Annotated in this window: 29 protein-coding genes and 1 riboswitch; of the genes, 3 read left to right on the top strand and 26 right to left on the bottom strand. The window is 61.4% G+C overall.

What is annotated here, in order from left to right; genetic code table 11:
• Nucleotides 1-219: 219 nt before the first annotated feature.
• The 4 genes from LB555_RS27635 to LB555_RS27620 form a co-directional block, all read right to left on the bottom strand.
• Complete coding sequence (locus LB555_RS27635; RefSeq protein ID WP_224684232.1) at nucleotides 220-1236, bottom strand: ABC transporter substrate-binding protein; 1017 nt, start codon at nucleotides 1234-1236, stop codon at nucleotides 220-222.
• Nucleotides 1229-1996 carry an ABC transporter ATP-binding protein gene (locus LB555_RS27630; protein ID WP_224587967.1) on the bottom strand — a complete coding sequence of 256 codons (768 nt, stop codon included), beginning with the start codon at nucleotides 1994-1996 and terminating at the stop codon, nucleotides 1229-1231. Before LB555_RS27630 ends, LB555_RS27635 begins: the two co-directional genes overlap by 8 nt.
• Entirely contained in the window at nucleotides 1993-2856 is an 864-nt protein-coding gene (locus LB555_RS27625) for an ABC transporter permease (protein ID WP_181173088.1), read from the bottom strand. Before LB555_RS27625 ends, LB555_RS27630 begins: the two co-directional genes overlap by 4 nt.
• Complete coding sequence (locus tag LB555_RS27620; protein ID WP_015317050.1) at nucleotides 2819-3427, bottom strand: YkoF family thiamine/hydroxymethylpyrimidine-binding protein; 609 nt, start codon at nucleotides 3425-3427, stop codon at nucleotides 2819-2821. The genes LB555_RS27625 and LB555_RS27620 overlap by 38 nt, the downstream gene beginning before the upstream one ends.
• Nucleotides 3418-3531: riboswitch (TPP riboswitch) on the bottom strand. Its footprint overlaps the gene before it by 10 nt.
• Nucleotides 3532-3805: 274 nt before the next feature.
• Between LB555_RS27620 and LB555_RS27615 the strand changes: the two genes are divergently transcribed.
• On the top strand, nucleotides 3806-4114 hold the full coding sequence (locus tag LB555_RS27615) for a hypothetical protein (RefSeq protein WP_140718388.1): 309 nt from the start codon (nucleotides 3806-3808) through the stop codon (nucleotides 4112-4114).
• A gap of 58 nt (nucleotides 4115-4172) precedes the next feature.
• On the opposite strand, the gene LB555_RS27610 is transcribed toward LB555_RS27615, so the two are convergent.
• From LB555_RS27610 to LB555_RS27600, 3 genes are all read right to left on the bottom strand, one after another.
• Complete coding sequence (locus LB555_RS27610) at nucleotides 4173-5225, bottom strand: formyltransferase family protein (RefSeq protein ID WP_224684231.1); 1053 nt, start codon at nucleotides 5223-5225, stop codon at nucleotides 4173-4175.
• 338 nt (nucleotides 5226-5563) lie between these two features.
• A complete protein-coding gene (gene msrA, locus LB555_RS27605; RefSeq protein ID WP_140620653.1) occupies nucleotides 5564-6082 on the bottom strand; it encodes a peptide-methionine (S)-S-oxide reductase MsrA in 519 nt (172 codons plus the stop codon).
• A 167-nt stretch (nucleotides 6083-6249) separates the two neighbouring features.
• Nucleotides 6250-7797 (bottom strand): glycosyltransferase family 39 protein, encoded by a 1548-nt coding sequence (locus tag LB555_RS27600; RefSeq protein WP_224684230.1) that lies wholly within the window; start codon nucleotides 7795-7797, stop codon nucleotides 6250-6252.
• 199 nt (nucleotides 7798-7996) lie between these two features.
• Here LB555_RS27600 and LB555_RS27595 point away from each other — a divergent pair, with 199 nt between their 5' ends.
• A complete protein-coding gene (locus LB555_RS27595) occupies nucleotides 7997-8704 on the top strand; it encodes a hypothetical protein (protein ID WP_140876260.1) in 708 nt (235 codons plus the stop codon).
• Nucleotides 8705-8861: 157 nt separating this feature from the next.
• Here the strand turns inward: LB555_RS27595 and LB555_RS27590 are convergent, their stop codons facing one another.
• From LB555_RS27590 to LB555_RS27565, 6 genes are all read right to left on the bottom strand, one after another.
• Complete coding sequence (locus tag LB555_RS27590) at nucleotides 8862-9179, bottom strand: hypothetical protein (protein WP_140620677.1); 318 nt, start codon at nucleotides 9177-9179, stop codon at nucleotides 8862-8864.
• A 25-nt stretch (nucleotides 9180-9204) separates the two neighbouring features.
• On the bottom strand, nucleotides 9205-9399 hold the full coding sequence (locus LB555_RS27585) for a hypothetical protein (RefSeq protein WP_224684229.1): 195 nt from the start codon (nucleotides 9397-9399) through the stop codon (nucleotides 9205-9207).
• Complete coding sequence (locus LB555_RS27580; protein ID WP_224684228.1) at nucleotides 9384-9623, bottom strand: ABC transporter permease; 240 nt, start codon at nucleotides 9621-9623, stop codon at nucleotides 9384-9386. The genes LB555_RS27585 and LB555_RS27580 overlap by 16 nt, the downstream gene beginning before the upstream one ends.
• Entirely contained in the window at nucleotides 9620-9820 is a 201-nt protein-coding gene (locus LB555_RS27575) for a hypothetical protein (protein ID WP_224684227.1), read from the bottom strand. The genes LB555_RS27580 and LB555_RS27575 overlap by 4 nt, the downstream gene beginning before the upstream one ends.
• Nucleotides 9821-9822: 2 nt before the next feature.
• The gene (locus LB555_RS27570) at nucleotides 9823-10557 is read right to left on the bottom strand and encodes a glycoside hydrolase family 108 protein (RefSeq protein WP_224684226.1); all 735 of its coding nucleotides are present in this window, start codon (nucleotides 10555-10557) and stop codon (nucleotides 9823-9825) included.
• Between the two features lie 248 nt (nucleotides 10558-10805).
• Nucleotides 10806-13391 carry a hypothetical protein gene (locus LB555_RS27565; protein WP_224684225.1) on the bottom strand — a complete coding sequence of 862 codons (2586 nt, stop codon included), beginning with the start codon at nucleotides 13389-13391 and terminating at the stop codon, nucleotides 10806-10808.
• An 83-nt stretch (nucleotides 13392-13474) separates the two neighbouring features.
• Here LB555_RS27565 and LB555_RS27560 point away from each other — a divergent pair, with 83 nt between their 5' ends.
• On the top strand, nucleotides 13475-13813 hold the full coding sequence (locus LB555_RS27560) for a hypothetical protein (protein ID WP_224684224.1): 339 nt from the start codon (nucleotides 13475-13477) through the stop codon (nucleotides 13811-13813).
• Between the two features lie 154 nt (nucleotides 13814-13967).
• On the opposite strand, the gene LB555_RS27555 is transcribed toward LB555_RS27560, so the two are convergent.
• The 13 genes from LB555_RS27555 to LB555_RS27495 all read right to left on the bottom strand — a co-directional run bounded on the left by LB555_RS27555 (nucleotide 13968) and on the right by LB555_RS27495 (nucleotide 25084).
• On the bottom strand, nucleotides 13968-14282 hold the full coding sequence (locus LB555_RS27555) for a hypothetical protein (RefSeq protein WP_224684223.1): 315 nt from the start codon (nucleotides 14280-14282) through the stop codon (nucleotides 13968-13970).
• Nucleotides 14283-14290: 8 nt separating this feature from the next.
• Nucleotides 14291-14593, bottom strand: coding sequence for a hypothetical protein (locus tag LB555_RS27550; protein ID WP_224684222.1), 303 nt, complete (start codon nucleotides 14591-14593; stop codon nucleotides 14291-14293).
• The gene (locus LB555_RS29510) at nucleotides 14590-14820 is read right to left on the bottom strand and encodes an HNH endonuclease (protein ID WP_411970820.1); all 231 of its coding nucleotides are present in this window, start codon (nucleotides 14818-14820) and stop codon (nucleotides 14590-14592) included. The genes LB555_RS27550 and LB555_RS29510 overlap by 4 nt, the downstream gene beginning before the upstream one ends.
• Nucleotides 14820-15974, bottom strand: a complete 1155-nt coding sequence (locus tag LB555_RS27540; RefSeq protein WP_224684221.1) for a hypothetical protein — start codon at nucleotides 15972-15974, stop codon at nucleotides 14820-14822. Before LB555_RS27540 ends, LB555_RS29510 begins: the two co-directional genes overlap by 1 nt.
• Before the next feature lie 113 nt (nucleotides 15975-16087).
• Nucleotides 16088-17071: a hypothetical protein gene (locus LB555_RS27535; protein ID WP_224684220.1), complete on the bottom strand. Its 984-nt coding sequence runs from the start codon at nucleotides 17069-17071 to the stop codon at nucleotides 16088-16090.
• 14 nt (nucleotides 17072-17085) lie between these two features.
• Nucleotides 17086-17601 carry a hypothetical protein gene (locus tag LB555_RS27530; RefSeq protein ID WP_224684219.1) on the bottom strand — a complete coding sequence of 172 codons (516 nt, stop codon included), beginning with the start codon at nucleotides 17599-17601 and terminating at the stop codon, nucleotides 17086-17088.
• Nucleotides 17602-17604: 3 nt separating this feature from the next.
• Entirely contained in the window at nucleotides 17605-18303 is a 699-nt protein-coding gene (locus LB555_RS27525) for a hypothetical protein (RefSeq protein WP_224684218.1), read from the bottom strand.
• Nucleotides 18304-18391: 88 nt separating this feature from the next.
• Nucleotides 18392-20860, bottom strand: a complete 2469-nt coding sequence (locus tag LB555_RS27520; RefSeq protein WP_224684217.1) for a hypothetical protein — start codon at nucleotides 20858-20860, stop codon at nucleotides 18392-18394.
• Nucleotides 20860-21459 (bottom strand): hypothetical protein, encoded by a 600-nt coding sequence (locus LB555_RS27515; protein ID WP_224684216.1) that lies wholly within the window; start codon nucleotides 21457-21459, stop codon nucleotides 20860-20862. The genes LB555_RS27520 and LB555_RS27515 overlap by 1 nt, the downstream gene beginning before the upstream one ends.
• A gap of 394 nt (nucleotides 21460-21853) precedes the next feature.
• Nucleotides 21854-22459: a hypothetical protein gene (locus LB555_RS27510; RefSeq protein ID WP_224684215.1), complete on the bottom strand. Its 606-nt coding sequence runs from the start codon at nucleotides 22457-22459 to the stop codon at nucleotides 21854-21856.
• On the bottom strand, nucleotides 22449-23024 hold the full coding sequence (locus tag LB555_RS27505; RefSeq protein ID WP_224684214.1) for a hypothetical protein: 576 nt from the start codon (nucleotides 23022-23024) through the stop codon (nucleotides 22449-22451). The genes LB555_RS27510 and LB555_RS27505 overlap by 11 nt, the downstream gene beginning before the upstream one ends.
• Complete coding sequence (locus LB555_RS27500) at nucleotides 23017-23850, bottom strand: hypothetical protein (protein WP_224684213.1); 834 nt, start codon at nucleotides 23848-23850, stop codon at nucleotides 23017-23019. Before LB555_RS27500 ends, LB555_RS27505 begins: the two co-directional genes overlap by 8 nt.
• Nucleotides 23851-24094: 244 nt before the next feature.
• Complete coding sequence (locus LB555_RS27495) at nucleotides 24095-25084, bottom strand: Coat protein (protein ID WP_224684212.1); 990 nt, start codon at nucleotides 25082-25084, stop codon at nucleotides 24095-24097.
• Nucleotides 25085-25114: the final 30 nt, after the last annotated feature.

The raw sequence follows: 25114 nt of genomic DNA, 5'->3' as shown, positions 1-25114 counted from the left end.
TTTTGGTGCAAGCAAGGCAAGAACCCCGATCATCCCTCGGAGGGACCTTTGCACGCAACCATTGCTGTGCGGTTAACCGAGAAGATCATATCGGCATCAGAAACGGCGACGGCGCCGCCGAAAGAGACACAAGGCACGGCCGTGCAGATTGTCTCCGCTTCGAGGATCGCCAGGAATGGGTTTCGCCCGAGTTGATCCTCTCCTTAAGGGATTGGCCAGCTACCCCAGAAATGCGTTGCTGAAATACCTGGCGAAATCCGGGCTCTGCGGCAGAACCTTACCGTCGGCGTCGCGCAGAATGCCGGCGGCGAAGAGGTAGTTGCCGATCGCTTCCATCTTGGCAGGGTCCAACGTCCCGATGGCACCATTTTGCCCGCGTAGATAATTGCCCTCGAGCAGTGCCTTCAGCGAGGCGTGGACCAAGGCCGGATTCGTCAGGGCATCCTTGTTGGCGGCTATCAGCAGCGTGGCGGCCTCCCCTGGATGATCGACGGCGAATTGGTAACCGCGCCGCGTTGCCTGGATGAAGGATGACGACAATTCGGGGTTCGCCTGGAGATACGCTTCGCTCGAAGAGATAAGCGTGGTGTGCTCATCGGGGACGCCATGGTCGGCATAGACGAAACTGCGCTGCTTAACGCCCCTGAGTTCGGCTTCGACGCCCTCCCAGGTCGACACTTCCAGCGTGAAGTCGACCGAACCGTTGGCCAGCGCCTCGTAGGCGGAAGTGCCCAGCGTCACCGTCTCGAAATCGCCCTTGCCGCCGTCGTGACGGATGATGGTCGAGATCAGCGCGGTCCCCCAGGCGCTGCCGAAACCGCCATAGGTCAGGCCATCCAGATCTTTCGGGCTTTTGATTTCGCTGCGCGCGGCATTGAACACCAGCCGGCCTGTCTCGGACTGCACGACGGCATAGACGCCCTTCAGATCGGCCCCCGCGGTCTTCTGGGTGAACAGGCTGATGGTGCCGTTGATCCCGAAATCGGCGACATGGTTGGCGACAAGCGTGCCGGCACCGGTATCGCTGTACGGCAGGATGTCGACCTCGATGCCGGCTTCCCGATAAAATCCCTTATCGCGGGCGACGAACAGGCCGATGTGGTTGGTGTTGACCGTCCAGTCGAGGGCGACCGTGACCGTCCGCGTTGCCGCGAAGGAACGGCTCGATCCGGTGATCAGCGGTACGCTGCCGGCAAGGGTGAGCAGCAGGGCTTGCCTGCGCGTCAAGTCAATCATGGTCATGTCCTTCGGATGGCTGGAGGTTGAGCAAAATGTCGAGAATCTCGGCCTCGAGTGCCCCGGCCTGCCGCGTGGCCGCGCTGGCGGAATCGCGCGGGCGCGGCAGCGGCACCTTGATCTCGCGCACGACCCGGGCAGGCCGCGCGGACAGCACATAGATGCGGTCGGACAGGAACAGGGCTTCGCGCACGTCATGAGTGATCAGCAACGCCGTCCAGTGGTGGTGCCGCCACATCTGTTCGAGCCAGCGCTGCAGGGCCGCACGGGTTAGTGCGTCGAGCGCGCCGAACGGCTCGTCGAGCAGCAACATATCGCGTTCCTGCACCACGGTACGTAAAAGCGCCGTGCGCTGGCGCATGCCGCCCGAGAGCTGCGCTGGAAAGTGCCACTCGAAGCCGGCAAGGCCGAACTCGGCAATCAGCGGAGCCACACGCTTCCGTGCCGCCTTGCGGCTGACGCCTTGCACCTCGAGTCCGAGCGTGGTGTTGTCGAGGATGCGCCGCCACGGCATCAGCGCGTCGCGCTGCGGCATGAAGGCGAAATGCCTGCCGTGATCGTCGAGCGGCACGCCGTCGAAGAACATCTCACCCTCGCCATGCTCGGCGCCGGTCAGAAGCTGGAACAGCGTCGACTTGCCGGCTCCCGAAGGTCCAAGGATCGAGACGAATTCGCCGGCATCGACACGAAGCGAAATGTCGGCGAGCACATCGAGCCCGCCAAACGCCTTGCGAACATGCCGCAATTCGAGCCGGCTCATGCTTCTGGACCTTTTCCAGCGCCTTGCCTGCCAGCGGCTCGTTCCCAGGGCATGGCAAGACGCTGCAGCAGCATCGTCAGCCCGAACAGGACAAGGGTGAGCGCTGCGCTGACGCAGACGGCGGCGAGCACCAGGTCGGGACGGAAATTGTTCTTGGCGTTGAGCATGTAGATGCCCAGCCCTTTGGCCGCGCCTGCATATTCGGCGAAAATGGCGCCGACGACGGCATAGGTGATGGATATCCTGAGGCCAGCGAAGAAATAAGGCAGCGCCGAAGGCAATCGTGCCAGCATGAAGACCCGCCAACGCCCTGCTCCCATGGCACGCAGCATCTGACCGATCTCCACCTCGGTAGCCTCGTAGCCCTGTACCAGCGCGACCAGCATCGGGAAGAAGGTGACCAGCGCCACCAGCACGATCTTGGGCGCCAGCCCGAAGCCGAACCACAGCACCACCAATGGCGCGATGGCGACCAGCGGCAAAGTCTGGCTGACTATGAAGATGGGAAACAGCGCTCGCCGCAAAGGCTGGAAGAAGTCGACCAGCATCGACAGGGCGAAGGCGGCACTGAGCGAACAGGCAAAACCGATCAGCGTGGCGCGGACCGTGGGAATGGCGTTGTCGACCAAGGCTTCCCGATTGAGCATCGCCTGTTCGAAGACGCGCGAGGGCGCCGGCAGAACCGTCGGCTTGATGCCGGAAATGTTTGCGTACAGTTCCCAGGCCACGAGCACCAAACCGATCGATATCACGGCCGGCGCTGTTTTTGCGAAGAAGCCCGCGACGTTACGCGGGTTGAATGACGATGAGACCACGAGCGGTTCAGACGGCGGTGGGACTGTTGGCCGAGACCGTGACATCGAGGGTTACATGGCCGGCGCCGGGCCCGAAGCGGCAGAAGGCTTCATCGAGGGCCGAGAAGATCGCGCCGGCATCGCCGCGCAGCTTGGTGCAGAAATTCTTGGAGCGATCGTAGACGCCGGACTGCTTCAGGAAATCTATGCAGCCATAGATTTCGTCCATGTGGTCGTCAGTGCCCATCACATAGAGCGAGAACTGCGCCGCCGCCGGCTGGCCAGTGGCCGGCGCGCCGCGCACTGCGGTGATGGCGGCTTGCTTGCGCGGGCCGAGTGGCCCGGCAGGTCCGCCGAACGTGTCGGAGCGGCAGATCGGGTCATCCGGCTCGCCTGGGCAGCCACGCGAAATGGTGGCTGACAGCACGCAATGCCTGCCGCTGCCAGACGCGGCCACGAAAAGGTCGCGCAGCGCAGGGAATAACACCTCGGGGGGCCCGACCAGCAAGGTCGAAATGTCGTCGGTCTCGATCCTGAGCTTGTCGCGGTACGGATCGAGCGCGCCGAGCGCGCCCAGAATGATGCCGACGAAATCGTCGGCCATTGGATATAGGGAAACCTGTGCGCCTGAAAACATCGCCCGCCTCGCTCCGCTGGTATTACCCAGATCAGCTTCTAGGGTCTGTGGGCTTGCCGCCCCCGTCTCAGCCCCGACCGTACGGAGCACCCCTGTGGATAGGCGCGTTAAAGCATCATTCGGACGGTTGGGAAAGCTGTTTTTTGGCAAGCCGCGCTAAAGCATTGCCCGAGCTCCAGGGCAATTGGACATCGCCGGCGCGGAAATTTGTCTGGAACCTTCGCCATTCCGAGGGGTTGTCCCACCAGTCGCTGGACGCGATTCCAGGACCAATTTTCCGTTCGGGATTGTGTCAAAACAAGAGATTGAGCGGTTCATGATTTCCGCGAAACCGTGCACCGTTCCCGGCGACGAGTTCACAGAAAATGGAGACAAATCATGTTCATGAAAATCCTCGCGGCTTCGGCCTTCACCATTGCCGTTGCAACATCCGCCATGGCACAAAGCAATAGCGCAGCGGGCGCGGATGGGCCCGGCGGTAGCGGCAAGTCCGTCACTGTGGACCCAAGCACCCCGGCTTCACCCAGTACGATCGATCCGGGCGCGACCAACAGCACGACCACCACGCCGGGCGACATGAATTCCAATGCGGACAAGAATTGCCCGACCAACCCGCAGGGTGCACAGACGGACGCCAATGGCAACGCCACCGCGCCGACCGTGAACGACAACAACTGCGGAAAGTAGTTTGCCATCGCGATATGAGAACCGCGGACGCAGTTTCCGCGGTTCCCATTATTGGGATTCAGTGTCCGCGACTACCCGCTTGCGGCTCTGGTGCCGCTTCACTGCCCACCCGGCCAAAGACCCTTAATTCAGCGTACGGTTTGCCGGCCCGGGGGCGTGGGAATGAGGCGTATATTTTCATCAGCCGTTTGAGCAGGCGCCCGTAGGTGAGGTGCCGAACCCGGCCATTGGCAAGATCGAACTCCACCATCCCCCACCGCCTTACGGGACCCTTTCCGGTTGGCGGACCCAGTCGCCTGACCTGGAAGGCCAGCCTGACCTTGCGGCCGGCGACATCCAGATAGATACCGGGTTTAGCGCCCAATACGTGCCACATCCGGGCAACGTGCCCGATCGACATGTCGGACGAAATCGCCATGTGGTCCCGCTCAAGTCGAGCCCAGACGAAATCACCGGCTGGCTGCCGCATCCCCGACACCAGATTCTTGCAATAGGCTGGCACCACCTCACGCACCAACCGGCGCATCGCGCTCGCCACGCCGTCCACCATATCCCGCCGCGATGCCCAGTCTGCTTCGGTGAACGGCACTTGTCCGAGGATGTCGCCGTCGTCGAAATTGGCCGACATCTTATGCAGTGTCACGCCGCCATGGACCGCATGCTGGCCATCCGCGACAAGACGATGGAGAGGATGCGGCCCCCGGTAGTTGGGCAGCAGCGCCGGATGAAAATTAAGCCCGCCCTTGGGAAAGAGGTCGAGCAGCTGCTGCGGGATCAAGGTCGGGAAAGCGAAGCAGATCAGCACATCCGCGGCGATGTCAGGCAATTGCCGGGCAAGCTCGTTCCAGTCGTAAGGCCGGCGGAATTCGATCAGCTTTACCGGCGTGTTGCCGAGATGGCGCCTGAGCAAAAGCCGGCGCCTCAGCCTGCGCCGAAAATTGCCAATGCTGAAGCCTCTGGATGGGCGTTGAAAACCAGGCACGATGATCGCACCAACACGGTTTCCCGCCTCGATCCATCCGGAAAGGAGCGGCCCGGTATAAGCAGAAACATCCAGGATGAAAATTGCATTGAGTTGCCCGGCGCGGGCCGCGGGTTCGGAAGAAATCATCTTCTCAAGCCCAGCGGGGCAAGACGTAGCCTGCCCGCACCAGCAATTCGATCACCGTTACAACTCGGCCAGCCAGGCCCGAAAGCCGGCCTGGCCGGTCAGGTTGCCTTGGAAGAAAGCGGTCCCGCCGCAACACTTGAGAGTCTTTCCCGCTTCACCAACACCGGCTTTTCGTAGATCTTCTTCATGCTCATCCCCGATGATCGATCAACCCACACAGTTGGCCAGCAACGCAACGAACTGTCAACCGCCACGGCGGCTAACAGCCCCTATGCGTATGATCCTTGGCAATCGACGGGCGTTTATACCCCACCTGCTGCCAAAACGGCTGGTGAACCTTATGAAACCGCCTTTTCACGAACCGGCAGCTTCCAGCCTGGTCTGACGAAATGGCAGGTGTAGCCGTTGGGATATTTCTCGAGATAGTCCTGGTGCTCGGGTTCGGCCTCCCAGAACGCTCCGGCCGGCGCAAGTTCGGTGACGACCTTGCCGGGCCACAGGCCGGAGGCGTCGACATCGGCGATGGTGTCCTCCGCCACACGCTTCTGCTCCTCATCGGTGTAGTAGATTGCGGAGCGATAGCTCATGCCGACATCGTTTCCCTGGCGATTGCGCGTCGTCGGATCATGTATCTGGAAGAAGAATTCCAGAAGCTGGCGAAAGCTGATTTTCGCCGGGTCGAAGGTGATCTCGATGGCTTCGGCATGGGTGCCATGATTGCGATAGGTGGCGTTCGGCACGTCGCCGCCACTGTAGCCGACACGCGTGGCAAGGACACCCGGGAAGCGCCGGATCAAATCCTGCATGCCCCAGAAGCAGCCGCCGGCAAGCACTGCACGTTCGCTCGAAGTCGCCATGTCACGTCTCCTCAAAAGGCAATTCCGGGGAAGTGTAGCGGCTCTCCGTCGGGAATTGCGCGGCACAAACTTGGATAGTGCATAAATGGGCATTGATGCCAGCTTCGTCCAGTCAGACGAGCGGCCGTCCGGTTGTATTATAGGGGGATCGCACGACGCCGCTCACCCTAGCTGCGCGGATGCCGGGTCCGGCTGCTGGCGGCAGCCGGCACATATCGCGTGCCGGGCGGAATGACGGCAAAGCTGATCGCCACCGGCGGTGCCTCGCGCGACCAGTTGAAAAGAACGGTCTTGACCGGGATATTGTCCACCCACGCCAGAAATCTTGACGGCACGTGACGACCCGACCAGACCATCAGCATGCCGTGATCGCGCAACCGCTGCCTCGTGATCCAGGGTGCGAACCGCATATCGAGATCGGTGAAGATAGACGGCTTGTCATAGGCGTTGAGGCCAGCCAGCATGGCAAGATTGGTGTCGCCACCGACGATGTCGAGCCTGCCCGGCGCCGCCGCGTGCCAGATTGCCTCGGCCTCGTCCGAGATCGGCCGCGCCGGCCAGCAGACGGCGTCCATGCGTCCCCGCACATTGCAGTCCGTCCATCGGATCGCCCCATAGGCGCCCGACATGGCGACGATGCAGATGAAGGCGCAGATCGCCAACCTCCTCATCTCGACGGCACCGAGCCGGTGACCGAGAAAGGCGAGCGCGACGACGCCGACAAGATTGTACATCGGCGCGCCCCAGGCTTCGCCGGTGCCAGTGAAAAACGAGACCATCATGATCAGCGCCGCCGGCCCAAGCCCCATCCAGCAGAGATAGACGAGCGTGTCGCGCTCGACCGGCATTTGCGGGGCTGGTGAGCGCCGCAACAGCCCTGATAGCGCCAACACCAGGAGAAAGCCGGAAAGGCCGGCCATCTGGACGCCGATATAATAGAGCCGCGCCCGGTGCTCGCTCACCCATGCATCACGGCCGGCGAAATAGGTCAAAGGCAGGAAATCGATGCGGTAGAGTGCGATGGCAAGCGGCGCGGCGGCGGCGAGAAACACAGCCAGGCCAAGCCATGGCCAGGGTGTCGCCAGCCGGCTGCGCGCACGTGGGTCGCACAGCAGCCAGAGGCCGCCGAAGGCAAGCAGCAAGCCGGTGGAAAACTTGGCGTAGAGCCCAACGCCCGACACCAATCCGAGCGCCAGCCACCAGCCCGGCCCGCCGCCGCGGCTGGCGCGCCACAGCAGCCAGCAGATCGCCGCCCAGAACGGCATCTGCGCATAGTCGTGATTGAATTGCGGCGTCGGCCAGCCGAAGAAATAGACCGACGGCATCAAAAGCACGGCGGCCAGCGCTTTGTCGCGGCCGAGCGTGTCGCGAGCCAGCAGGTAGACCAGGACGAAAGTGGCCGAGATCGTCAGCTGGGCCAGCAGATATTGCGGCCAGCGGAACGATCCGGTCAGGAGATGACTGGTCTCGAGCAGCCAGCCGGGGAGTTGCGGATGCTTGTAGGTCAAAAGCACCCATTCGCGGCCCCACATGAAGCCTTCCACGACGTCGCCGGGCGGTGCGGGATCGATGAGTGTTGGCACCAGGGTCCAGCACAGGATCTGCACCAGGCACAAAAGTGCCAGCAAACCCCAAGGGTGCCGAAGCAGCGCGGACCAGACCAATGACGAGTCCAGGCCCACGGCAGGCAGTGCTGCCGGCACCCAACGATCCATGGAGTCGTCAATTCCCGCCATGCCGCGCTTAAATCACATCGCCCGGTTTGCCGAATAGCCCCAAGGTCAAAGCTTACAAAAAAGTATACTTGCGTGCCATTGCAATACCAAGACTTGAGCGGGAATCTCGGCGTTCTATTGCCCTCCCCGGGCAAAACAGCCCGCACACCTGATCCCACTTCAGCATCCCGGACATTCGATGCGTCACCAGCATGCCGTCATCCATCACCGCGCGCTCGACTTCTGGCTGGCGCGCGCGGCTGTCCTCGTCATCATCTGCCTGCAGCTTCTGGTCATCAACGATCTTTCGTTCGGCCCTCGCTGGCTGGCGCCGGCGCTGGAGGCCGCCCTGCTGGTGCCCCTATCCGTGGCCACCGCCTGGACGCAGGTCGCCACCCAGAAAGCGGTCGAGGAAGAGCACTGGTATCTCGTCGGCCGTTTTCGCGTCATGATCCGCAGGACGGCCCTGGTAATGACCGGCGTCGTCAGCGTCATGAACTGCGGTTCGCTGGTGCTGCTGGTGCGCGTGTTGCTGGCGGGACATGCCGGCAGCAGCGGTCAGACATTGCTCGTCGACGCGCTCAACATCTGGCTCACCAACATCATCGTCTTCGCCTTGTGGTTCTGGAGCACCGATCGCGGCGGGCCGCCGACCTGCGGACTGGTCAAACGCGCCCATGCCGATTTCCTGTTTCCGCAAATGACCCTGGACGATCGCGAGATCCGCGACTGGCTACCTGGCTTCGTTGATTATTTCTTCCTCGCCTTCACCAATGCGACGGCGTTTTCACCAACCGACACCTTGCCGCTTTCCCAGCGCGCCAAGCTTTTGATGATGGCGGAGGCGATGATCTCGCTGCTCACGATCGCGCTGGTCGCGGCCCGCGCCGTCAACATCCTGGCCTGAGTACGGTTTTCCGACCTTGCGCCGAAGAGGAGCCGGGCCTCGTATCCGTGAACGATGAGCGGCCCGAAAACGCAAGAAAGCCCGCCCTGGCGTGAGCCAAGGCGGGCTTGTGGTTCGATCGAGCCGTCAGGTGCCGGTCCCAAAGCAGGGCCGGCCGTCAGTCCTCCGGGGCTGGCCCGAACTTCCGCACGATCACCTCGAACAGAATATCCGAGATCCACATGGCGCAGACGCCGATGAGGAAGGCAGCCGCCAGCGTCGTCGTGTCGTCACTGGCCAGCGGCAGCCCGGTGGCGCGGGCATACTGGACCACCGGCAGCGTCAAATAGGCGGCGGCAAGCGCGCCGCAGATTGGCGACGCGACCATTTCGCGCAGCTTGTAGCGGTGACGCGACAAAGCCCGCAGGACGCCGCCGGCGAGACCGGCGGCAACGACAGGCCCCTTGATGCCGAGCAGGTCGAAGAGATCGTGCATCATTTGACCGTCCTCGCGACCATCGTCATGGCTTCCATCCGCACAGTCTTTCGCCCTTGCGGTTGTGAGCCAGCAACGCCTTGACCTCGCCATCCGACAGCGCATCGACCGCGGCCACCGACAGGCGCAGCGGGCTCGACACCGCGCAAAATCCGCTCTTGGCAGTGGTACAGCCTGATATCACGGCCACGACCGAGGCGAGCATCAATCCCCTGCCCATGATTTGAGCTCCTTTCGGGCGGCGGCGGACGGCAGCGCACCGATATCGTTCTGGACCTGGTCTGCAATCGCGCGCGCCTCCGTCTCGGTGGCAGCCTGTCGCGCGCGCTCCGCGCGTTCGCCGGCCAGCCGCTGGCGAACGCCCCAGCCGAATGCCGCCAGGATAGCGGCGCCAACGCCTAGAATGGTCGGATTGGTGAGCAGGAAAGACATTAGCGCGCTCATCGGTTTGGCTCATCCTTGATGAGATAGCCAACGGCAAAGACCGCTATCGGCAAAAGCGATGCCCATGTCTCGGCGTCGTACCAGGATGGCCAGAAATTGCGTACGACGACGCCCGCAACGGAGACGGCCGCGGCGGCGATCGTGGCGGCCGTCAGCTTGTTGGTTGGACGGCTGGTCGGCTGGGTAACTGTGGCCATGGTCAGAACATCCCTTCAAGGGCATCGGCGATATGATGCCAGGCGGCGAAGATGAGGAGCACACAGGCGGCGATGATACCGCTGGTCTTCGCGGCCATCGGCATCCCGGAATTGTCGGGCGCTGACGACGCCGGCTCGGCCGCCGGCACGGTATCGACGGGCGTTTCGGCGTTTGGCGGAGCTGCTTGCGGCGACGGTTTTGCAGGCCGCGCGGGTACAGCCGCCGGCGCCGACATCAGCAGGGCCTGCGCCCGCACCAACTTGACCCGATCCGACCAGCCGCGCTCGAATGTCGCCCATGTCGGCAAGCGTTGCAGGAACGCCAGTCGCGCATCGCAGAGCCCGTCGATCACGACGCCGGCCGGTTTTGCCCTGGCCGCGGCGAGCGTGGCCGGCCCGATGCGCCCGTCCTGGGCAGCTCCCACCACCGCTTGCAGATACTTCGCTGCCCTGCCGGGTCCGCTGTTCACCGCGAAATCGAACACGGCGCAGTCGACGCCATCTGGCAACTCGGCCCCCAGCACGGCATCCCAATAGAACCGGCGAAAAACCGTTGCCACCTGGTCATCCCCGATCTTGCGCAGATCGGCCTTGCTGGCATCGGCCTTCACGTAGCGGCGGAAGTTCGCCAGCGTGACACCCTTCATCGTGGCGCCGCCCGGATCGGCCGGATTGTCTGACCAGCCACCTTCGGATCTCAGAACGAGCGCAAGCGCCCGCGCGAAATTGCGGTCCATGGGTATTTCCCTTTCGCGTTGTGATGGCTTTGGTCGACGCAGGAAGTCGGTACGTGCTCTCGCCCAGGATCCCAATCCCTACGACAAGCGCACCAGCCCTCGGTAACTGTGCGTTGTCTGGCATGCCGCCTTGCACGCGGGCCGGCACGTGATAGAAAAATTCAATTCGAGGACGAACGGGTTTCGGATGAGAAACTACATTGGCGCCGCGCGACGGCGACGAAGTCCTCCTCCTTCTGCGGAAGAAATCATCGTGTCACCCAACGGTTGAGTCTTACAGCCCGGCCTGAGGCGGCGGGTGCAGGTAATACAGCCGCTAGCGTCACAGTATTGCCAACTGGCGCGCCGTTCACGGTTGTATTGTGCCACTGCCGCTCAGCGCCAATGATGACCGTATCAATCTCAATTCCGATCCGGTCGCCGCTAGCGATTCCCGAAGCGTTCACAACGTCGATGGTGGTCGCTCCCGAGAGCGACGCAGTACTGAGCGCAGTTTTCAGGAGGAATGTATTTCGATATCCCGGAAAACCATTCCGCTCGATCGTGGCACCGAGAGGCAAATAGCTCTCCATATTGGCGCTGTAGCAAAGCCGGCTAATGTCGGTTTCAAAGTCCCGTTGGCGCTGCATTGGCGCAGCGAAACCTTGTTCGAAATCGATACCTTCGATGATCGCCGCGCCTATCCAGCCAGAAGCCCCGACGAAAAAAGAGGCGACCGATGGATGTATCCAGAGCCAGTTGGTTGAGAACTCATAGACCGCCGCGCCCGTCCGAACGATCGACTGACCGTTGCTACCCTTGGCATAGTATGGGGTATTGCCAGAAAGCACTCCGCCAGAGGCGTCGAAGCATACAACCGTGACGGGGCGCGAGCCATTGAGGAAGCTAAGGAAGGCGGCCTGAGTAGTGTTCGCCTTCTTATAAATATGGCCAACTGCTTGGCCGGAACTCGACACCAAGAGCTGACCGTCGCCGTTGGCACGCGACGTGCGCGCTGTAACACCATTCGTCAGGAAGGGTGACGGTGCAGCATAGCCGCCAGTCGCACTGTCATATAGCACTACGCCAGGCACCGTTATGCGTCCCTCTGCCTGGATGGGAAAGAACTTTGCTCCCTCAAACCGCCGCACGAGGTTCGCGCCACCTGTGGGCCTATTGGAAATGTCACGGAGTGTGACAAAGATGCGTTTTAGATCGGGTGAGACGATGTTTGCATCGTCAATGCCTGATGCCGACAAAAGGTCGATATTGAATGAGGCGAAGCCAGTCGCTGACGGCACATTGATCAAAGCAGGCGTGTTAGTGAATGCACCGTAGGTTTCGATACGCGCATTCCTGAAAAATACCGTAGTCAGATTGCTTGTGCTCCCTAGGGTAGCAAGTACGAAGATCGCATGGCCGACGCCTGCAGACGCGCCGTCAATTCCCATCTGCGGACCATCGATGAGCACCTCCTCAATGGCGGCAGTCCCTGCCAAGGTCAGCTTGACCGTTCCCCGCCCGATCACTTTCTGATTGGTGCCGATGTACCAGGTTCCGCCGCGAAACTGGCAATTGACAAAATACGACGAGCCAGCGAGATCGCAATGAACATGCGAGCCATTATTGTAGAGTGTAAGAATGTTGAACTCGTTGCTCACCCAATTGGTGTTATTCGCTACGCCGTCGAAATAGAGACCTTCGTCAAACCCGCGCACATGCAGCCAAAGCTTGCTTTCTGCCATACCGCCGAAATGAACCCCCCGCGTGTTCGCGATAATTGATTTATCCGAGGTGTTCTGGACCTCCAGCCAAATCTTCGCACGGCGCAAAATATTGGCCCCGGCCCCACCGACACGGACCGCTGAAAGGCCATCAAAGGCGCCACGTATCAGCGCGCCCTTGCCATTGATCTCGCCTACATCACGCCAGTCGATTGAAGAACCAACCATGTAATATGTCGCGACGGCGGGCAGGACGAGAGCGGCACTGGTGATCCGGCAATAAGAGCCGAGTGCGTTTAACGCAGCCGCGTTGTCAACGAGACCTTCGTAGGCACCGAGCATCGTCGCGCTGGCTACACTCTCCCTCAGCACCCAATACCCTCCACTCCCCGTATCCACGGTCCCATCCGGCATGAAGCGATCGGTGGAGCGGAAATATGCCAGCGCCGGGTAGCCGCCGGCGGTGATTGCCGCCAGCGACATGCGGGCGTAGTTGGCGCCCCCGACGAGGGTTGCCGGCGTGTTGAAGACCGGGGCGTAGAACTGCGTGCGGATGGCTTTGACGCCGGCGGCAATGGTGGCGCCGGCAGCTGTCGCCACGGACACGTAGATCGGCACATTGACGCCCGACACCATGGCAGCGTCGGCGGCATATTGCTGGGCGAGGTCGCGGGCGCGCTCCGCCTCGGCGATGACGCCGGCCAGTTCGTCCCTCATCGCCGCCATCGCGTCGCCGACAAGATCGTCGGAGCTGAAGAAGGCAAGCGCGATGTCGTCGCGCCCGACGGCCGGCGCCAGCGTCTGGAACGCATAGACGAAACCGGCCGACACCGCGCCTTCCTGCACATGCACCGTCGTGCCCTTCTGCATGGTGCGGCTGGTGCGGGCGTCGGCTGCGCGATACCAGAAACCTTGCGAGGCCGTGTAGATGCCGTTCAGCCTGGCGTCGTTCTGGTCCTTGACCAACACTCGGTCGCCAACCGCGGTCTGGGTGCCGTCGATGGACTTGAGGCCTTCTAGCCACGCCACGCCGTCGACGAGTACCGTCTCCAGGTTCGCCGTGGTTGCCAGGCGCACGGGTTCGCGCTCGCCTGTCAGGAGACGAACGGCGGCGGTTGCGGGTCGGGCCATGAGGCTTGCTCCATTGGACTTCCGGGCGGACCGGACTAAAAAGATGATAGGGATACGGTCGGTCTAGCCGCATTTGGGGCGCAATGAAGCGATTTTTACTAGCAATACTGGTGGGGCTTACGCTTCTTACTGCCGATGCGGCAGCGTCTGTCGATCCCAGGATCAGCGCCCGACAGAGCGCGTTGATCCAATGCAATCTGCTGTGGTCGGCGAAACTATCGGCTCAGCCCGGCAATCCGCAATTGCTGGCAAGAAAAGCCCAGCAATTGTGCGCCAGCCAAGATGCGGCATACGAGCGGGTGATACGATCAGTCCTTCCATACAAGGAGATCGCCGATCGACACATGCGCAAAGCCCATGCCTCTCAGTTGAAGTCCAACGCTTCGATGATCGTCAAAGTACGCGCCATCATGAAACAGTAAGAGACCAGCCGAGCCGATTGCAACATCGCAGCCCGTCTGGTCTGCAGTTACGGTAACAGTGCACTCCGGAGATTCACTCCATTCACATGGGCGATATCCCTAAAGTGCACTATCACTGCAATTTCTTGTCAGACCGGCTGAAAGGAAGGTCTGCTTAATTCGTGAAGTTGTTGTCCACGAACATCTCGGCAAATTGCTGGGGCGTGAGCGTTACGTTGTTGTCGTGGGCGATTTTCAGGTTCCTTGTCCACATATCCCGGATTGCCTCAGGCATCGTGTCAGGCATGTGAAGAGCCTTGGCGACTGCGTCGTCCCAACGTCCATCGCCGCCATAGACGGCTTGCAGTTTAGGACCCATCGCTCTCAGGCCATCTTCCGATTCCTGAGAGAGTTCTCCGATCGCCTTGAGCACGTATAGTTCAAGAAGCCTCAGCAGCGGTTTTTCGTCATAACGTGGGTTCGTCGCCATTTTTCCCCTCACGCATCATTGGTGGCGTATTCGATGAGCCGTTGGCAGATGGCCGACAGGCTGGGCTTCTCTTCCAGCGACGCAACCCAAGCCTCGGTAAATTCGATCGCGATGAATATTTCGATGAAGTATGTCAGGCCTGCCTTGGCTGCTTTCGCTGGCACCAACGCATCTTCCGGGGCAATCGCAACCATCGCATCTGAATCCTCGGTCCAAGGCTCCGACGCATAAATCGTGTAAGCCATGTCCTCATCTTCATCGCCGTTGTCATATTCAGACAGCCGGCCAACGATGTCGATCAATTTGGTCATTTTCCCCATAAGGAAAATCCTCCTTTGCGATTCGGGTGCAATGCTTTCTGGAAGATAGTCCCGGGATCATGCTGCGATCTAGGGACTAGTTGCATCACGCCGGGTTCTTTGGCGTGATGCCACGTGTACCCGGGCGGCGCTCTTCGGGGAACGAGTCCCCTCTTTGTCCGCTGAAGGATAATGCCTGCGTCTTCCATAATTTTCGCGAAATCCGGCTCTCTTTCCATCAGAACCAACAGGACTTCGTTGGCTGCCTGGAAGTGGCGGAACGCGAAACGTTTGGATACAATGAAGAATCCAGCCTTGTTTCGAACACCACACTATAGAATTGGCCGGTCGGCCCTCGACTAGCGCCGTCACCTGCTTCTTCTGTGAACAATTCGGACCTGGGCGCAGGTAAATCGTCTACACCTTTGTAAAGGTCTGCTCCTTCGGAAAGGACTTCCTCAGTCGAGTCGGCGAGCTTGCCGCTGCTTCCGCGCAGAAGCGCCTCAGCCCCCTCAGCTAGGTCGTCAGGCCGCTTTAATACCTGAGAGAGTTCCTTAACAAGAGGCCCTGCAATCTTGCCGGCTTGTCGCAGGCCGACGGACGCCAGTTGCTCAGCGGGGATAGCCCCTAAGGTATTGAGAACCGTGTCGCCGACGTTGCCGGACATCGCGGACGCAACAGCCTTATCGGCCGCGACCATGGGCGTGATGCCCAGCAACGAGATGCCTTGCTCGCCGGCTCCCTCGGAGCCAACCAGCACCCGCGCTAGACTACGCCAGACGCTGTTTGGCTTACTATCACCGGCGATAAGATAGCCAAGCTTATCTTGAGGCGTAGGAATGTAATTCGTTACTTCTGTATTCGAATCCCGCAAACCCAACTCGGCTGCTTTACCCAAATCAAGCAGCATTTTGGGGTCGACTATCCAATCGCGCCGTGTTCGCTCAGCTAGGCTTCTCTCCGTCTGAGCTGCACTTGTTTGAACCAGGTGGTCCAGCATTGCCTGTTGGGCAGCTTCGGTAGGCAGCGCAGCAAAGATGTTCTCTAGGGTATGATCTTGCGGTTTGGTTCCGTTTTTTAGTCCGACGACGACGCTGCCCGCCACGGAATTGGGCAGCGGTTGTACGACCTCGAAACCCAATTGCTGCTGGGCGGCGATCGAGCCTATGATCGCCGCCCGGTAGTCTTCCGGCTTCGACAGGTTGTTCCAGGCTGCGTCCAGGTTCGCAAATGTCTTGCGGACATAGCCGCCCGGATCTCCTTGCCTGGCTCTGAGTGTCAGGTCGGCTGCGGTCACAATGGCATCATGACGTGCCTTGTATTCCTCGGGGTTCGTGCTGTTCCCCTTGGGGGCAGAATCTCCGACCTTGGCTCGGATGGCATCGTTCGACATGCCGCGCATGCTGTAGAATTGGCGACTGATATCGAGCGCTTGATTGAAGGCCTGGAAATGCCTGACGCCTTCGGTAGCGCCATAGAGAGCGACGAACTGCTCGGGGGTCGGGGTTAGACCGGAATAGGTTCCGGTGTCCCTGATGGCAGCCGCTGCGTTCTGTTCGGCCAGGCGATGCTGGTGCGCATTTCGACTTGCTTGGCGGCGTCGGCAGCCTGGGCTTGCTGGGCCAAAACCGGCCGGTCTTCAGACGGAATGTCGTCTCGGAAAACCTGCGCCACTCGCTCGACTGGCGTAGGCTTGCCGGCGCTGTCGCCTTTTGACGGAGCAGAACTTGTGGCACTTGCCTGCTGAACACCTACCGCCCCCACGGCATCGTCCTTGGTCCGGCTTCCAGCTTGCGCCTGACCCAACATCTCGGCGGCGCGCTTGGGATCCTGGGCGATCATCGCCTGGACCAGCGCCTTGGCTGTGTTGGTGCGCCAGGCGGCTTCAGCCGTCTGCCTGATAAGCGGGTTGCCGATCTTGGCGATCAGGTCGAAGCCGCTCTGGCGAATCGCCTCGAAGTTCGCGGTGTCGTTCGGGTCGCCATTTGCGATTGCGGCGGTCGACATGGTGTCGACCTTGGTCCACTCGGCCAGCTCATAGTCGTCGCGCCGCTGAAGCTGCCGCTGGGCCATGCGCCGCGCGCCAACCGCACGCATCGCCTCCTTCTGCCCGGCGAAGTTGGCGCGCTGGCTCTCGGGCATACCAGGCAAGGCAGCGTCGAACAGCGTGTCGAACAGACCCGATTTGACCGCCCGGCCATCGCGCGGGTCGACGGCGCCATACATGGCTTCGTGCAGGCCGGCACCGTCGGGCGGCGCGTTGGCCGTCGCCTCGTCTTCGGCCTGTGTAATCCGGGCGGCGAAGCGGCGGCGCGCCAGTTCGCCGTCGAACGCCTCCTGCTGGTCCTTGATCTGCTGGTAGCGCTCGGCGATGGCCGAAAACGCGTCGGCCTGCACTGGGCCCCCAACGGAAGATCCGCCGGAAGCAGAAACCACATTGCCGGAATCACTCCGGCGCTGGCCGACGGAGAGAGGAATGACATGGGCCATCGATCATCCCTTTCCTACTGCGCGCCAAGCAGCGAACCGCGGAACACCACCGACCGCTTCGGCACCGTGCCGGCCACCGCGCTCAAGGCCGGCGCCTTGGTTGGATCCGGGATTTTGGAGAGTCCGCCAACGAGCGCGCTGCCAGCGCTGAAGATCGACGCCCCCACCGCCTGCTTGCCGGAAAAGCGCGACAACGCAGCCTGATCGTCGAGGTTGTTCTGGCGCAGCCGCGAGCCGTACAGCATCGCGTCGAGGTCGGCCTGGCCCTGCCGGGCATTCGCCGCCAGCACCTCGGCCGGCGAGCCGGCAATGCCGACGCCGGAAGCGCCGGCCTTGGCGCGAGCCTGGGCCTGCAGGAGATCCTGCTTGTGACGTTCCCGGCTCAGTTCCAGGGCGCTATTCTGCGCCTCGGCCAGGGCCTGCTGCTCATAGGTCCTGGCCTGGTAGTCGGCCATCTGTTTGCGCTGCTGGCCTTCCGCCAGCGTGCCGCCGACCGAAAGAGCCGTGCCGAGAAGGGCAAGTGTGCACATGGTTCAGCCTCGTTCGCCAAGGGGTTTGCTTGCGGGAGTGAATTTGCCTTTGGGGCTCCTGACGCCGGGGCGATTGCCTTCGGAGCGCTTGATCGGCGCCCCGAGCGGCGGGCGCGGATCGAGCGTGCCGCCGGGACTGAGGAAGGAGATGAGCAGCCTGTCGACCTGCAGCGCCGGCCGGCTGAGCCGGGCGGGCGCCGCGGCCCGCGGGCCGGCCATGGCGGCGCGGCGGGTGGTGGTGAGGTTCACCTTCATCTCGGTGACGCCGGCGGCGTCGAACAGGCCGTTGGCGGTGGCGATGGCGCGGGCGAGCGTATCGGCCTCGAACAATTCCTGGCGCAACCGCTCGACCAGCAGACGAACGCCGCGCCAGCGCTCGCCAAGCACGGCTGCTCTCGCCTTGGTCTCCTCGCCAAGCGCGGCGATGTCGGCACGGGCTTCGCTGCGCGCGGCTTCCGCGCATCGCTTGCCGGCGGCATCGATGGCTTTTTCCAGAAGCGCGATCCGGTCGTTGCAATCATCGTGCGCGGCCCGCGCCACGGCAAGATCGCCGTCGCCGAAGACCGCGCGGTCCTCGGCCTCGGCCAGTTCGGCCTTGCGGGTGAACGCATTGTTGAGGTCGGTGTCGAGCAAGGCGATGACGACCGCGTATTCGGCAGCCGTCCGCGCCCTGCCGAGTTGCTCGGCATGGAGGGATGTCATTGGGAAGGATCCTTGTGGGGTGATGAGCGGCCGGCGAAGCTGCCATGTCCCACGAGGGGGAGATCGGCACATCCGGCGTTGGCTTTGCCTACGGCTCGGCGTCGAACACGGGCGTGAACGCCCTGATCGTGCAGGGCGTCGGGTTGACATGGCGGATGCGCACTCGCCCCTGCCCTTCCCAGCTGTCGTCGATCGGCACTTCGACATTGCCGGTGAACAGCGTTGCCCGCCCGTCGGGCGCGACGATCGAAGGCAGGCGCACCGGCTCCCAGCGGCCGCGCATCAGGGACTGCACTTCCAGCCCCGTGGTGTCGGTCTCGAGCAGCGACAGGATCGCCTTCGCCACTTTCTTGCGGCGGCCGACGATGGAGCCGTCGCGGCCGCCGACATCGAGCTCCAGCGTGTCGGCGCCCGCCGCGTAGGACAGCCCGAGCTGCCATTGGGCGGCGGCCGAGCCGCCAGGCAGCGTTACCGTGCCGCCGCCGGTGACGACGAGGCCGCGATAGACCTTGCCGTCGGCCAGCACATCGACGGACTGGCCGGCGAGATGCATCGCACCGCCCACCGTGGTCACCGCGAGGCCCGTGTAAGTGAGGCCGCAATCGACCTCGAAGGCGTCGGCGACGGCGCCATATTCGAACGGCGCGGTCTTGATCTCGATATAGCGTTTGGTCATGCCGCCAATGGTACGCTTGACCACCAGCCACAAATCGTCATTGCCGTCCTGCCCGGGCGTTACGGCGGCACTTTCGACAACCGCCCAGCCAACGCCACTGAAGCCGCCACCCAGGCGATGCCGGTGCATGCCCCTGACATCCTGGGATGGCTGGTGCGTGTAACCGCCAAGCTCGCCATTATCGAGCGGAAACCACAGCAACGGGTCGGGGTCGGTCTGGAAGGCAAGCTCCACCACGCCCTGTTTGGGGATGTGCTCGGAAATCTGGCCGACATCGTCCGAGGAAAAGCGGCTCTGCGCGGTCTGCGTCAGCTCGGCGATCGATTTGCGCGAGCGCGTGACATAGAGGAACGACTGGCCGGCATCGACCGGACGGATGCGGGCGCAACCGAAGGTGCGCGAGCGCCGGTTCTTGAACGAGGACGGCGTTAGCGCCTCATCGATGCCCGAGCCCGACAAGGCACGCACGCCACCGGACGTCCCGATCAGCAGCGCGCCGTCGGAATCGGCGATCCAGACGATGTCGTTGGCCTGGCCGCCGCCGGCCTGGACGAACTCCAGCGCATCGTCATCCTTTTCGCCGAGCGTAAAGTTGTCGAAGTCGCCGGTGGCCGAGGCATAGACCGAGAATTTACGGCTGAAGGCCAGGCGCTCCTCATAGAGCGAGCCCGCCTCGACATATTTGCCGGGCACGAAAGTGCCGAGCCGCCAGCGGGTGATCGGCGAGATGTCAGGCAGCGCATGGCCAAAGAGCCTGATCTTGACCGCCATGGTGCTGGTGACGCTGGTGATCCTGGCCCAGCGCCACATGGTGTCGGCACCAAGCAGGCGCACCGAGCGGCCGACATCGGCCGGCTGGAAACCGGCGTCGTCATTGATGCCGACGACGGAAGATGCCGTCAGGTCGAAGGGCGCCATCGTGTCGCCGCTCTCGGCCATGGCGATCTCGGCAACACTGCAATTCACCGCATCGCCACCGCCGCCGCCCGAAAAGGCGAACTTGTAATATTCATAAGCGGTCTTGTTCTGGAAGTCGTAGAAACGCACTTCGGAACCGGACCAACCGATCTCGCCGGATCGCCCGTCCAGGGACACATAATTGGTCCCGTCATTCGATCCCGACAGCGTCCACTGCGTCGGCATATCGGAATTCGACGAGACATTGTCCGACGCGGCAAGCCAGTAGGCATTGACGGCCCTGCCCTGGCCGGCAGGAAATTGATACTGGACGAACCCGCTGCTGCCGGTCGCGAATTTGATCTCCTGCGTGATGTCGCGGTCGAACACCCTCCACGTATTGGTGCCCGTGCCGTCATCGCTCACCCTGCCGCTCGGCGCGGTGCTTGCGGTCATTTTCGGCGTGGCATGCCCGGTGTTCGCCGGGGTCAGCGTCGTCGGTGTGGTGTTGATCTCGTCATAAGGGCCGTCGAGAAACGTGAAATCCGTCAAAGCCCAGGCGGTGTGCGCGGTGCGCGTCAGGACCTTCGGCGGATAGTCCTTGTGCGTGATCCACATCTGGTCTGCCGACTGGACATAGGCGAGCTCGAACAGATCCGCCTCCAGATAAGGCGAAGCCACCTCCACCGTACCGACGCGCGCGCCATAGGCGTAGGCGCGGATATACTGCTCGCCGAATTCGAGCGCATAGGCCTGCTCGGCCGAGAAGATGAACGGGATCAGCCGCGTCTTCCTGGCCGATGTCTTGACCTCGCCGGCGAAATAGGTGCCGCCGCGCTTGCGGATGCCGCCATGCGGCAGCGTGACGAAGTTCTCGCATCTGGCGAGCGCCGCCCGATAGAAGTCGAGCGACGCGCGGGCATGCAAACGCGGGCTGATTTCGCCACGGGTGAAGACATCCTGAACCGGATAGAGCGCGGCCATCAGCGCGCTCCCCTGCTGTCGCCGCGTTGGCTGGACCACGAGGCGCTGTAGAGGCGACCGCCGCGCTGGACGGCATTGCCGTTGAAGGCCGCGTCCAGCGCCCGGTCATAGGCCGAGCGCGCAATGTCGATCATGCCCGACTTGTGGGTCAGCGGATGCGCGACCTTGATGGCAAGCGCGGCCACCAGCACCTCGGTGAACAGCGCGTCCCAGTCGTTGGGGTCGGTGAGGTTGGCGATATAGCGGATGGCGAGCGGACCAGGTTGGTCCGAATAGATCAGCCCCGCCTCCTGGCGCCAGGAGATCGGCACGCCGTCCGGTTCGCCATTATGCGTCAGCGGCAGCGGCCGCAGGCAATCGGCCGGCAGTTCGTAAGCGACGTTCAAGCCGCAATCGCCGCCGCCGGTGTTTGCTCCGGCGACCGTGGCGCGCAGGATCGCGAACACCCAGGCACACTTGGTCAGCTCCGCTTCGCGCGTCAGGTCGAAATGCAGGTTCAGCAGGCGCGCCGCCTTGACGTCCTGATCGAGACTGTCGATCGGCGCCTCGTCGAGCACGGCGAGCGCCATGTTGGCAATATCGGTCGGGGTGATGGCCATGTCAGCCTCCGTCAGCGGGTCTAATCGTGATGTTGATGCCTCAATGGCAAAACACCGATGCAAGGCAGTTGGGGATTTCAAACGATTTGTCGGCAAAATGGCGCATAAGAACGTGTGACGCACGGTCGAAGCGCGGACTCTTGTTCCCATTAAAAACTAACGAGGGAGCAGGACTATGGTGTCGCCGCTATCCAGCTTTCACCAGATCACCGAGCGAGATGGCGACGGCGTTGCAGTCAGAGTTTTGCGATAAAAATTGGAAGGAATAGAGGTCGAATTTTCCGCCCCATTGCGGCAGAGCCCGGGGCAGGAAATTGACTGGTGCCGCCGTCCGGCGCATGTAGCAGGAGACCCAGCGCATCTCCTCGTAGCGCAGCTACCATCAGTTCCCGAATTAATCCTTGCGGCGATCACTGGTCAGCGGGATTTCACCACTCTCACCCGCAGGCGCTAATGTCAGGCGGACGTCTCCAAAAGTACTGATAAGATCGACATCACACGCGCAGATGTGGGGTTCCGGATCGTAGAGCGAAAGCCGTAAGTGAACCAAAATGCTCGTCCGTTCCGCGCTGACCTCCGATTTGCGTGCTTCGATGGCGTTCCTCTGCATCACAATGTTGCAGTGCTCGTCCAAGCCAGGTAGGGGATGGTGGACGACGCTAAGGTCAACTAGCCTTCGAGGAGCGGCGAGTACATCTGATACTGCCAGCTTGAAAGAACCCAAGTAGTGGACCGTTTGTCCCGGTCGTTCCAGTGGCGAACCTTTTTCTTTCGCTCGTTCTTCGTTTGTGTTTGCGGCCACTCGACACCCGTAGTCGTGGACGTGATCAAGCGAACGGAACAGGGTCCCGCGCCCGACAGAAATCGTATAAATCGTGTTGCCGTTTGCATCCGCTTCACGAAAGAAGTCTGAAACGGCTTTTTCAGGGGCTACAACCCCGGACTTTACCATCCGTGGGTACAGAGCCGAGCGGTAAATTATTTCGTCATCACTCAACATTCGAGGCAGCTTTGGAGGGCGCGCCCAAGCGCCTCAACCAAGTTGAGATTTCGGGGCCATCTAGGGGGACGATTTGGTAAGGACACTGCATCTTGTTCTGTTTGTTGACGTCCAAAAAGGCAGCGTCTCCCCCGCTTATGGTTAGGTATCTATTGATCTTAGCCAGGTCCCAACTGAAAACAACAGCATCGCCGCCGTGAGAAAAGATGGTCGGGGCATCGATGCCCGAAACATCAATAAAAGAAAGCACACGCTCGGCGTCAATTGCAGTTTCTTCGTCAATTCTTTCGGGAAATCCTAAAGGAAACGAATGCATTTCATCAATCGCGGAATAGAGCGATAGAAATTTCATTGCGTCATCATCGGGCGGTTGCGAACTCGGATCAGTCACAAAGCAGCGAAGATTCACAGTTGGAGCTAGTGATGAATGCCAGTTCAAAATTGGCGTGCTGTTCCCACTTTTGGAGGAGGACTCAACCTGGTCGCTGTCTGGTGTCGACTTACCTAGGTCATCCTCGACCAAAGCCAAATACGAAATGCCGCGGAAATTTGAAGAATTACGCATGCCAAAGACTGCCCAATGTACCGGTTGACCTAACGACCGCCGTCTCGTCAGCGAGCTTTGTCCATATCTGGGACTGCAATTCTGGCGTCAGAGGCTGAAAATGCGGAACTATATTAACGTCAACCACCAAATTTGCACCGAAAGTTTCTACATTTCGATTTGCAATGGCTTGATTTGCGAAATCAAAAGTCACTGAGTGAAATGCCGCAACACCAAATTTGAGGAATCTATTAACTACTACACCTGACGTACTGTCCAGCGGTACACGGGCATTAACCTGAAAGGCTAAGTCAGTGACATCAGATCGGGGCAACTCCAAGCCAACCATTCCAGCGACGATCTCATTGGCGGCGGCATGGCTGTCCGTAGGACGATATAGTGTAGTGACAAGTGCAAGCCTACTCACTGAACTCAGTTCCGCTCCTATTAGCGCAGCCTTACTCGCAAGTTCCAGAATAATCTGATCTGGATTACTCAAAAGGTCGGGGAGGTCAGAACCGACGTCGTTCGCGCGCTGCACAACGAGATCAACACGGCTAGGTTGGACCGTAACGCTATATGTTCGGTCGCCCACATTGCCGGATGCCGCTGACAAATTTGGGATTGGCGGAGTCGGCACCTTACTCGATTGAAACGAATCCGGATCAGTTCCTACGAAAGTGGAGTAGAGCTTGGCCGCGTTTGCTCGACGAGCGTCGCTGGCGAACCATACCATTTGTATGGACATAGCATCCCAGTTACTCATCGAATGCCACGCAATCGTCCCCCACTTTTGCCGGGAAAATGCATTATTGATTGGCCTTTTGCAATCCATGTCATCAGCCATATATGATGTCAGCGGTTAAGATTTCCAAATCTGCCCCTCGAGTCATCTCTTTGGTGCGCCGTCTATGTGTCGCCTCCGAGATGGCAACGCTTCTTGAATACAACCGGACGACAGGCGGCGCGTAAGCTGCCTCAAGAGGCCTTGAAACTGCCGAGCGGGCACTTAACGACTCACCCCTCTGCGGGAACAGACGCCGGACATCGAGGCGGGAGCGCTGACGCCCCCGCCCCCGGCCTCAGCGCTGTCAACCCTCGGTCGTCTTCAGCGCGATGAACGTCATGGTCTTGACGCTCGACGCGGTGCGGTCCCAGTTCGCCGCCAGCGCCAGTTCCGCATCGGTGGCGAATTCGCCGGCCGAGGAGGCGTCGAGGAAGCGGGTGCCGGGTACATGCGGGACGAAATGCCGGCGGCCGACCATTTCGGTGACGCCGCCGCCATGGCCCTGTCGCGGCTTGCGGTCGAACTCCAGCGGCCCGCCCTCGGTGTTCACAGGCAGTTCGTTCCACAGGATTGCCTTGTCCTTGAACATGAAGGCGGTGTAGACGCCCGCCGCCACCGGAATGTCGTCGTCGACCACGCAGCGCAATCCCATGTAGTAGGGGATGAGCGGCCCGCCCTGCTCGGAGGACGGCACATAGTCAATGAGGTCGGCGAGCTTCAGCGCCTTCATCTGCTTGGAGTGCATCCAGATCGTCTTGAACTTGTCCGCGCGGTCGCCCATCAGGTAGGCGGCCTCGATGATGTCGGTGTCGACGATGGAGGCGCCGGTGGTGCGCACCAGGTCGCCGCCATCGTTGGCGATGTTGTCGGCGACGACGCCCTTCAGGATGCCGAGCAGGGTCAGCTTGTTGGCGCGTTGCCAGTACTCGGTCTGCCGTTTGACGATCAGCTTCTGCGGATCATCACCCGCCAGGATCGAGGTCAGGTCCGGAACGCCCCACGCTTGGGCGCGGACGTTGCGGGCGGCGACCTCGCGGCGCGAGCCGATCTTCTTCATCTCGATGGAATCGGCGGGATCGTCGTTGACCGGCTCGGACGGATCGTTGCCGAGATCCTTCCAGCCGGGCATGTCGACCGAGCGGCCGCCCATCGACAGTTTCGAGGAGATGGCCGGGTCGGAAAACAGGATTCCGGCCTGGTAGATCTCGAGCGACTGGACGTGTTCCTCGAAAGCGTATTGCGCATAGACGGACGGAACGATCGCGTCCGCGATACGGGTGTAGGCATCTGTCATTTTATCTTCCTTCAGGGGTTGGTTAGGTGG

The organism is Mesorhizobium sp. BR-1-1-10 (assembly GCF_020165595.1).
In the GTDB taxonomy this organism is placed as follows: Bacteria; Pseudomonadota; Alphaproteobacteria; order Rhizobiales; family Rhizobiaceae; genus Mesorhizobium; species Mesorhizobium australicum.
The sequence above is the reverse complement of the archived record's forward strand: the minus strand, read 5'-3'. Positions and strand labels throughout refer to the sequence as shown.

What these genes read in the sequence shown, in the direction of transcription:
- LB555_RS27495 (WP_224684212.1), bottom strand. Translation starts at nt 25,084, where the DNA reads ATGACAGATGCCTACACCCGTATCGCGGACGCGATCGTTCCGTCCGTC.
- LB555_RS27505 (WP_224684214.1), bottom strand. Translation starts at nt 23,024, where the DNA reads ATGCGTAATTCTTCAAATTTCCGCGGCATTTCGTATTTGGCTTTGGTC.
- LB555_RS27520 (WP_224684217.1), bottom strand. Translation starts at nt 20,860, where the DNA reads ATGGCCGCGCTCTATCCGGTTCAGGATGTCTTCACCCGTGGCGAAATC.
- LB555_RS27500 (WP_224684213.1), bottom strand. Translation starts at nt 23,850, where the DNA reads ATGGCTGATGACATGGATTGCAAAAGGCCAATCAATAATGCATTTTCC.
- LB555_RS27540 (WP_224684221.1), bottom strand. Translation starts at nt 15,974, where the DNA reads ATGTCGAACGATGCCATCCGAGCCAAGGTCGGAGATTCTGCCCCCAAG.
- LB555_RS27530 (WP_224684219.1), bottom strand. Translation starts at nt 17,601, where the DNA reads ATGTGCACACTTGCCCTTCTCGGCACGGCTCTTTCGGTCGGCGGCACG.
- LB555_RS27600 (WP_224684230.1), bottom strand. Translation starts at nt 7,797, where the DNA reads ATGGATCGTTGGGTGCCGGCAGCACTGCCTGCCGTGGGCCTGGACTCG.
- LB555_RS27510 (WP_224684215.1), bottom strand. Translation starts at nt 22,459, where the DNA reads ATGTTGAGTGATGACGAAATAATTTACCGCTCGGCTCTGTACCCACGG.
- LB555_RS27580 (WP_224684228.1), bottom strand. Translation starts at nt 9,623, where the DNA reads ATGAGCGCGCTAATGTCTTTCCTGCTCACCAATCCGACCATTCTAGGC.
- LB555_RS27635 (WP_224684232.1), bottom strand. Translation starts at nt 1,236, where the DNA reads ATGATTGACTTGACGCGCAGGCAAGCCCTGCTGCTCACCCTTGCCGGC.
- LB555_RS27610 (WP_224684231.1), bottom strand. Translation starts at nt 5,225, where the DNA reads ATGATTTCTTCCGAACCCGCGGCCCGCGCCGGGCAACTCAATGCAATT.
- msrA (WP_140620653.1), bottom strand. Translation starts at nt 6,082, where the DNA reads ATGGCGACTTCGAGCGAACGTGCAGTGCTTGCCGGCGGCTGCTTCTGG.
- LB555_RS27630 (WP_224587967.1), bottom strand. Translation starts at nt 1,996, where the DNA reads ATGAGCCGGCTCGAATTGCGGCATGTTCGCAAGGCGTTTGGCGGGCTC.
- LB555_RS27575 (WP_224684227.1), bottom strand. Translation starts at nt 9,820, where the DNA reads ATGGCCACAGTTACCCAGCCGACCAGCCGTCCAACCAACAAGCTGACG.
- LB555_RS27550 (WP_224684222.1), bottom strand. Translation starts at nt 14,593, where the DNA reads ATGACCAAATTGATCGACATCGTTGGCCGGCTGTCTGAATATGACAAC.
- LB555_RS27625 (WP_181173088.1), bottom strand. Translation starts at nt 2,856, where the DNA reads ATGTCACGGTCTCGGCCAACAGTCCCACCGCCGTCTGAACCGCTCGTG.
- LB555_RS27615 (WP_140718388.1), top strand. Translation starts at nt 3,806, where the DNA reads ATGTTCATGAAAATCCTCGCGGCTTCGGCCTTCACCATTGCCGTTGCA.
- LB555_RS27515 (WP_224684216.1), bottom strand. Translation starts at nt 21,459, where the DNA reads ATGGCCATCACCCCGACCGATATTGCCAACATGGCGCTCGCCGTGCTC.
- LB555_RS27595 (WP_140876260.1), top strand. Translation starts at nt 7,997, where the DNA reads ATGCGTCACCAGCATGCCGTCATCCATCACCGCGCGCTCGACTTCTGG.
- LB555_RS27590 (WP_140620677.1), bottom strand. Translation starts at nt 9,179, where the DNA reads ATGCACGATCTCTTCGACCTGCTCGGCATCAAGGGGCCTGTCGTTGCC.
- LB555_RS27585 (WP_224684229.1), bottom strand. Translation starts at nt 9,399, where the DNA reads ATGGGCAGGGGATTGATGCTCGCCTCGGTCGTGGCCGTGATATCAGGC.
- LB555_RS27620 (WP_015317050.1), bottom strand. Translation starts at nt 3,427, where the DNA reads ATGTTTTCAGGCGCACAGGTTTCCCTATATCCAATGGCCGACGATTTC.
- LB555_RS27525 (WP_224684218.1), bottom strand. Translation starts at nt 18,303, where the DNA reads ATGACATCCCTCCATGCCGAGCAACTCGGCAGGGCGCGGACGGCTGCC.
- LB555_RS29510 (WP_411970820.1), bottom strand. Translation starts at nt 14,820, where the DNA reads ATGGAAAGAGAGCCGGATTTCGCGAAAATTATGGAAGACGCAGGCATT.
- LB555_RS27570 (WP_224684226.1), bottom strand. Translation starts at nt 10,557, where the DNA reads ATGGACCGCAATTTCGCGCGGGCGCTTGCGCTCGTTCTGAGATCCGAA.
- LB555_RS27535 (WP_224684220.1), bottom strand. Translation starts at nt 17,071, where the DNA reads ATGGCCCATGTCATTCCTCTCTCCGTCGGCCAGCGCCGGAGTGATTCC.
- LB555_RS27565 (WP_224684225.1), bottom strand. Translation starts at nt 13,391, where the DNA reads ATGGCCCGACCCGCAACCGCCGCCGTTCGTCTCCTGACAGGCGAGCGC.
- LB555_RS27555 (WP_224684223.1), bottom strand. Translation starts at nt 14,282, where the DNA reads ATGGCGACGAACCCACGTTATGACGAAAAACCGCTGCTGAGGCTTCTT.
- LB555_RS27560 (WP_224684224.1), top strand. Translation starts at nt 13,475, where the DNA reads ATGAAGCGATTTTTACTAGCAATACTGGTGGGGCTTACGCTTCTTACT.